This window comes from Saccharopolyspora sp. NPDC050389 (assembly GCF_040655595.1).
GTDB lineage: Bacteria > Actinomycetota > Actinomycetes > Mycobacteriales > Pseudonocardiaceae > Saccharopolyspora.
In genome coordinates this window covers 48,589-55,948 of the sequence record NZ_JBFAKG010000070.1, presented here as the reverse complement: position 1 = coordinate 55,948, position 7,360 = coordinate 48,589, and the positions used below count along the sequence as shown (strand labels likewise).

The following is a 7,360-nucleotide window of genomic DNA, read 5'->3' as shown; positions in this document are numbered from 1 at the left end:
AGGCACCTGAGGTTCCGCCACCCGCACCGCCAAGCAGATCGAGTTTGGAAACAGCCTCTATAGCAGCCCAAAAGACTCACGGCCCCGGATCAGGCCTGGTCGTAGGCGCGGAGGGTGCGCAGGGCATCGATCGCCACCCGCGGTCGCCACTCCAGGTGGGTGCCGGGCGCCCACGCGCGCCAGCGGATCGGCCAGCCGCCGTCGTCCTCCTGCAGGCCTGCGAGGTGGTCGAGCCCTCGGGCCATCTCGTCGTCGGAGAACCACGAGCGCGCCAGGCTCGCCGGCTCCGGCGCGTAGTCCCAGACGCAGTGCAGCTCGCCGGGGGCGTAGCCGGGAGGCACCTGAGCCCGTTCGGGATGCTGCGGATCAAGCAGCACGAACCCCTTCCCCCGCACGAACTCGCCCAGTTTCTCGGCCGCGGCACGTGCCCGATCGCGATCGGGCACGTGGTCGAGGAACGACACCGCCGCCTGCACCTCGTAGGGGTGGCTCTCGGTCAGCTCGTCGATCCGCCGCCAGCAGAATTCGGTGGCCCCAGCCAGCCACGGGTGCTCGACCCGGTTCCTGTGCAGCACGCCCGCAAGCAGGCCGCTAGTGAGCAGGCTCCCCTCGGGCTCCTCGACGATCGGCATCCACGGCGCGTGCGGATAGTCCCGCAACCGCGTGTCACCTGCGGGCACACCGCCGTCCGGGCGCGTGATCGACATCAGGTAGTCGCAGATCCGCGCCACCGCGGCCCCGTCGCACGCCCCGACCTCGTCGAGGACCAGCAGTGCCGTGAAGGTCTGCAGCGGCTGGCTGATCGGGCCGCGCGAGTCGGGCTCCAAGGCGTAGCCGTAGCCGCCGTCCGCGCAGCGGTAGGCGTCGAGCGCGGCCAGCACCCCGTCGGCGCTGCCTTCGGCGAACAAGAACTCGAACCGGCGTTGTTCCAGCACGCGCGCGGTAAGCCAGACGAACTGCTCGACGGCGGCCACGCGCTCGGCGGTGCATCGAATCATGCGCCGACGATAAAGACGAATGGCCGACCCGTTCTTGAACGAATCGGCCATTCCGTCGAATGTGCTCAGCCTTCGGTGACAGCCCCGGTCGGCGCGTCCTCCACCGGCGGCCCCGCCGGACGCGACGCGGCCCGGCGAACCCGCCGCACCGGCGCGGCCGGAGCGACGCTCGGCAGGCCGTTCTCAACGGCCTGCTGCGCCTCGGCCGGCTTGCTGACCACCAGCGGCGCCACCGCCCCGCCGACGCTGCCGGCGGCCCGCGTCGCCTTGCGCCGCGGCCGACCGTTCGCCGCGGCCGGCGACGTCGCCTCCGGCTCCGCCTTCACCGGCTCTGCCGCGGGCTCGACCGCCTTCGGCTCGACGACCGGCTTCGCAGGCTCCGCCGTCACGGCCTTCGGCTCGACGACGGGCTCCGGCTTCGGAGCCTCCGGCTCGGCCTTCGGCTCAACCGCCGCCGGCTTCGGCTCGGCCTTCACGGCCTCGACGACCGCAGGCTTGACGGGCTCCGCCTTGGGCTTCTCCGCCTTGGGCTCCTCGGCCTTGGGCTCCGCCACCTTGGCGGCCTCGACCTTGGGTGCCTCGGACTTGGGTGCCTCGACCTTGGCCGGCTCCGCCTTGACGGGCTCCGCCTTGGCCTCGCTGCGCGTCTCCTGCTGGGCGGGCTGTTCGGGCTCGTGCTGCTTGCCGCGCTGCCGGTTCCGGCGGGCACCGTTGCCGGCCGCGGCCTGCCCGTTCGGCTGCGCGACCGGGTCGGTCGAGACGAGCAGCCCGCGGCCGCGGCAGTGCTCGCAGGTGCTGCTGTAGGCCTCCAGCAGGCCGGTGCCGACCCGCTTGCGGGTCATCTGCACCAGGCCCAGCGAGGTCACCTCGGCGACCTGGTGGCGGGTGCGGTCCCGGCCCAGGCACTCGGTGAGGCGGCGCAGCACCAGGTCGCGGTTGGACTCGAGCACCATGTCGATGAAGTCGATGACGATGATGCCGCCGATGTCGCGCAACCGGAGCTGCCGGACGATCTCCTCGGCCGCCTCCAGGTTGTTGCGGGTGACCGTCTCCTCCAGGTTGCCCCCGGAGCCGGTGAACTTGCCGGTGTTGACGTCGATCACCGTCATGGCTTCGGTGCGGTCGATCACCAGGTAGCCGCCGGAGGGCAGCCAGACCTTGCGGTCCAGGGCCTTGGCGATCTGCTCGTTGATCCGCTGCTCGGTGAACACGTCGTTCTTGCCGACGTGCTTCGACAGCCGCTGCGCCAGGTCCGGCGCGACGTGCTTGACGTAGGCGTCGATGGTGTCCCAGGCGTCGGTGCCCTGGACCGTCATGGCCGAGAAGTCCTCGGTGAACAGGTCGCGGACGACCTTGATCAGCAGGTCCGGCTCCTCGTAGAGCAGCTGCGGGGCCTGCGCGCCCGGCGTCTCGGCCTTCTCCTTGATGACCTCCCACTGCGCCTGCAGGCGCCGCACGTCGCGGTCCAGCGCCTCTTCGCTGGTGCCCTCGGACGCGGTGCGGATGATCACCCCGGCGTTGTCCGGCACGATCCGCTTGAGGATCTCCTTGAGCCGCTTGCGCTCGGTGTCCGGCAGCTTGCGGCTGATGCCGGTCGCGCCGCCGCCCGGCACGTACACCAGGAATCGGCCGGGCAGGCTGATCTGGGTGGTCAGGCGGGCGCCCTTGTGGCCGACCGGGTCCTTGGTGACCTGCACCAGGACGCTGTCGCCGGTCTGCAGGGCCTGCTCGATGCGGCGGGCCTTGCCGGCCAGCCCGGCGGCGTCCCAGTCCACCTCGCCGGCGTAGAGCACCGCGTTGCGGCCCCGGCCGATGTCGACGAACGCCGCCTCCATGCTGGGCAGCACGTTCTGCACGCGCCCGAGGTAGACGTTGCCGACCAGCGAGCCGGAGCCCGACGAGGTCACGAAGTTCTCGACGAGGACGTTGTCCTCGAGCACCGCGATCTGGGTCTGGTCGCCGTTCTGCCGGACGACCATCTTGCGGTCCACCGACTCGCGACGCGCCAGGAACTCGGCTTCGGAGAGCACCGGCGCCCGGCGGCGGCCGGCCTCGCGGCCGTCCCGGCGGCGCTGCCGCTTGGCTTCCAGCCGGGTCGAGCCCTTGACCGCGCGAACCTCGTCGTCGCTGCTGTCCTGGCGGGTCTCCGCGGCCGGTTCGCGCACGTGCACGACGGTGTTCGGCGGATCGTCCTCGCGGGCGCTGCTCTCGTCGTCCGAGGAGCCCTTGCGGCGACGACGACGGCGACGACGGCGGTTGGAGTCGCCCGCGCCCTCGGAGTCGGCCGACTGCTCCTCGGCGGTTTCCTCCGCGGCCGGTTCGGCGGCTTCGGCGCCGGTCTCCTCCGCGGTTTCGGACTCTTCCTCGCCCGACTCGGACTCGGCACCACGACCCCGGCCCCGGCCGCGACGGCCACGCCGACGGCGGCGGCGACCGGCCGGCTCGCTCTCGTCATCGGCTTCGGCGGAGGTCGATGCGGGCTCTTCGGCCTCGGTCGCCTCGACGGCCTCGGCCTCGGGCTCCGGCTTCGCCTCCGCCGGTTCCGGCTCGGCCTTCGGCGCCTGCCGTGCCTCGGCCTGCTGGGGCGCGAGGAACATCGCCTCCGGCGCGGCGAACAGGGGCGTCAGCCCCGGCGCGGACGCGCTGGCGACCGGCTCGACCCCGGCGGGCGCGAAGTCGGCCGCCGGCACCGCGGGCTCCGGCTCAACCGCGGGCTCCGGCTCGGCCTTGGTTTCGACCTCTGCCGGGGCCGCAGCCGCTGCCTGGGGTTCCGGCTCGGCCTGGGTTTCGGGCTCGCTCTGCTCCGGCTCGGCCGCGCTCTCCGACTCGGCCACCATTTCGGGGTGCAGGGCCTGCACCACCTGCAGAGCGACGTCTCGGGTGATGTTCGACTGGGCGCTGCGAACCGATTCGCCGATCGATTCCAGCGTCGTGATGATCTCCCGGCTGCTGGCGCCCAGCAGCTTGGCCAGTGCGTGCACCCGGAGCTTGGCGGGCAGCTCGATCGTGCCCTGCTCGTCGCGGGTGGGTGTGGGCGATTGCCCGCTGGCGCTTCCAGCGGGCGTATCCATGTTCAACATCCAGCTCCTCCGCCCCCGGGCGCGTCCGGGTGGACGCGGCCGCACAGAGGCATGTGCGATCTTCGGTCTCCGCCGCCCGCAGGCGACGGCAATTCTGGTGTTCCCTCCGCCCCGGGCCTTCAGGCCGGGAAGTGACACGGCGGGTCGACGACGTCCGCGCCGCCCGTCACCCCGCCGCGGGCTCTCCCGCCGGAATCCGGCCGCCGCCTGAGGCCCGGGCCAACGGGTCGACAATCCCTCCCCCGTCGTCGAGCCGACCCTGCTCCAGCCGGGTCGCACTCGCGGCGGCCGACGGTGCCAGACCGGCGACGACACGCAGGGCGCTCAGTACGTCGTCGGGTCGTACGACCGGTGTTGTCTGCCGCACGACCGTTACAAGTATCCCATACGGTTCGGATGCCTTCGGCCAATCGTCCACCTGGGCGGTCGACGCGGAATTTTGATCACTCTCCGCGACCGCCCGTCGGCCGTCCTGCACCTCCGCGCTGACCAGCGCGGCCCGCGCGTCGATGGTGCGGCGACCGTCCTTGGTCATCCGCTCCACCAGCGCGGTGTCGGCCGCCATCAGCGCCGTCGCGGCGTCGCGCAGCTCGGCGACGTCCGTGCCGGGAAGGTCGATCCGCCACCGGCTCACCTGCAGCCGGTCGGCGAGCGGACCCGGCTCGGCCTCGACCGCGTCGAGCACGTCTATCCCGTCCGGCAGCGCGCCGTTGAGCTCGGCGCACAGCATCGCCGGGTCGAGCCGCTCGACGAGCTGGAGCTCGACGTATTCGGCCACGCTGGACACGCCGGTGGGCACCGCGCCCGCCCAGGACACCTTCGGGTGCGGGCTGAAGCCCTGGGAATACGCCATCGGTACCCCAGCCCTCCGCAGCGCGCGCTCGAAGGTGCGCGCCACGTCGCGGTGCGAGGTGAACCGCAGCCGTCCCCGTTTGGCGTAACGCAGGCGCAGCTTCTGCACCGGTGGCGCCGAGGGATTCGGGTGATCTCGCCGACTCAGGATGCCCTCCCCGACCAATGATCGTCATCGGCGGTCGTCGTCGACCGCTCCTATGTCGATGCTTGCGTGCTCAACCGCAGTGTGACAACACCTGCGGGTCATGTTTCGAAGGACCGTACCCCGGCCACCACCCCGGTACCGAGCGCTCCGCCGGGGCGCCTGCGGCTTCGGACGAAACCGCAGGCGCCCCGAACGGGAGGCCCTTGACCAGGGAAAATCCAGTGATTGCGGCGGTGGTCAGCCGCCGTTGAGGGCCGGGTTGCGAACCGGGGAGCCCTGTCCGACCGGAGAAATCGGCAGCAACTTCCGCCCGGTCGGGCCGACCTCGATGTCGGTGCCCATCGTCGGGCACACGCCGCAGTCGAAGCACGGCGTCCACCGGCAGTCGTCTTGCTCGCGGGCGTCCAGCGCGTCCTGCCAGTCGGCCCACAACCACTCCTTGTCCAGCCCGGAGTCGAGGTGGTCCCACGGCAGCACCTCGGTCTCGCCGCGCTCGCGGGTGGTGAACCAGTGCACGTCCACGCCCAGCGGTTCGAGCTCGGCGGCGGCGCAGGACATCCAGCGCTCGAACGAGAAGTACTCGTTCCAGCCGTCGAACCGGCCGCCCTCGCGCCACACCCGCTCGATGACCCGGCCGATCCGGCGGTCACCGCGCGACAGCAAGCCCTCGACCATCGTCGGCTTGCCGTCGTGGTAGCGCATGCCGATGTTGCGGCCCAGGCTGCGGTCGGTGTTGATCTCCTGGCGCAGCTTGCGCAGCCGGTCGTCGATGGTGTCCGGATCGCTCTGCGACGCCCACTGGAACGGGGTGTGCGGCTTCGGCACGAAGCCGCCGATCGAGATCGTGCAGCGGATGTCCTTGCGGCCCGAAACCTCGCGCCCGGCCCGGATGACCTGCTTGGCCATCTCGGCGATCTGCAGCACGTCCTCGTCGGTCTCGGTCGGCAGCCCGCACATGAAGTACAGCTTGACCTGCCGCCAGCCGTTGGCGAACGCGGCGGAGACGGTGCGGATCAGGTCCTCTTCCGACACCATCTTGTTGATCACCCGCCGGATCCGCTCGCTGCCGCCCTCCGGCGCGAAGGTCAGGCCCGAGCGGCGGCCGTTGCGGGACAGCTCGTTGGCGAGGTCGATGTTGAAGGCGTCCACCCGGGTCGACGGCAGCGACAGCCCGGTGTTCGTGCCCTCGTAGCGGTCCGCCAGCCCCTTCGTGATCTCGGCGATCTCGGAGTGGTCGGCCGAGCTCAACGACAGCAGGCCGACCTCTTCGAAACCGGTGGCCTCCAGCCCGCGCTGCACCATGTCGCCGATGCCTTCGATGGACCGCTCCCGCACCGGCCGGGTGATCATCCCGGCCTGGCAGAACCGGCAGCCGCGGGTGCAGCCGCGGAAGATCTCCACGCTCATCCGCTCGTGCACGCTCTCGGCCAGCGGCACCAGCGGCTTCTTCGGGTACGGCCAGTCGTCGAGCTCCATGGTCGTCCGCTTGAAGACGCGGTACGGCACCCGGTCGTGGTTCGGCACGACCTCCGCGATCGCGCCGTCGGGGCCGTAGGTGACGTCGTAGAACTTCGGCACGTACACGCCGCCGGACTCGGCCAGCCGGAGCAGCAGCTCGTCCCGCCCGCCCGGCTGCCCCTCGGCCTTCCAGCGCCGGATGGCCTCGGTGATCTCCAGGACCGCTTCCTCGCCGTCGCCGAGCACCGCGGCGTCCAGGAAGTCGGCGATCGGCTCCGGGTTGAACGCCGCATGCCCGCCGGCCAGCACGATCGGATGATCATCGGTGCGATCCACCGCGTGCAGCGGGATGCCCGCGAGGTCGAGCGCGCCGAGCATGTTGGTGTAGCCGAGTTCGGTGGCGAAGCTGAGGCCCAGCACGTCGAACGCGCCGACCGGCCGATGGCTGTCCACGGTGAACTGCGGGATGTCGTGCTCCCGCATCAGCGCTTCGAGATCCGGCCACACCGCGTAGGTGCGTTCGGCGAGCACATCCGGCTGCTCGTTGAGGATCTCGTAGAGGATCTGCACGCCCTGGTTGGGCAGGCCGACCTCGTAGGCGTCGGGGTACATCAGGCACCACCGGATGGCGGCGTCGTCCCACGCCTTCGCCGTCGCGTTGAGCTCCCCACCCACGTACTGCACGGGTTTGGAGACGCGCGGCAGCAGCGGTTCCAACCTGTCGAAAACGGACTCCACACGCACGCGACCAGGGTAGAGGTCCGCCCCGGATCGGGAGACCGGGGGCGATTCCAATGGAAACCGGACATCCGATTTCCATTGAA

Annotated in this window: 4 protein-coding genes; all 4 read right to left on the bottom strand. The window is 71.2% G+C overall.

The window, feature by feature from the left end:
• Positions 1-89 precede the first annotated feature (89 nt).
• The 4 genes from AB0I53_RS34900 to AB0I53_RS34885 all read right to left on the bottom strand — a co-directional run bounded on the left by AB0I53_RS34900 (position 90) and on the right by AB0I53_RS34885 (position 7,280).
• The gene (locus AB0I53_RS34900) at positions 90-998 is read right to left on the bottom strand and encodes a hypothetical protein (protein WP_358612746.1); all 909 of its coding nucleotides are present in this window, start codon (positions 996-998) and stop codon (positions 90-92) included.
• A gap of 65 nt (positions 999-1,063) precedes the next feature.
• Positions 1,064-4,078, bottom strand: coding sequence for a translation initiation factor IF-2 N-terminal domain-containing protein (locus tag AB0I53_RS34895; RefSeq protein ID WP_358612744.1), 3,015 nt, complete (start codon positions 4,076-4,078; stop codon positions 1,064-1,066).
• Between the two features lie 166 nt (positions 4,079-4,244).
• On the bottom strand, positions 4,245-5,039 hold the full coding sequence (locus AB0I53_RS34890; RefSeq protein WP_358612742.1) for a TIGR03936 family radical SAM-associated protein: 795 nt from the start codon (positions 5,037-5,039) through the stop codon (positions 4,245-4,247).
• Between the two features lie 276 nt (positions 5,040-5,315).
• Complete coding sequence (locus tag AB0I53_RS34885; RefSeq protein WP_358612740.1) at positions 5,316-7,280, bottom strand: TIGR03960 family B12-binding radical SAM protein; 1,965 nt, start codon at positions 7,278-7,280, stop codon at positions 5,316-5,318.
• Between the last annotated feature and the right edge of the window lie 80 nt (positions 7,281-7,360).

Bases quoted from the DNA above. Each gene is read 5' to 3' on its own strand.
- AB0I53_RS34900 (WP_358612746.1), bottom strand. From the start codon at position 998: ATGATTCGATGCACCGCCGAGCGCGTGGCCGCCGTCGAGCAGTTCGTC.
- AB0I53_RS34895 (WP_358612744.1), bottom strand. From the start codon at position 4,078: ATGTTGAACATGGATACGCCCGCTGGAAGCGCCAGCGGGCAATCGCCC.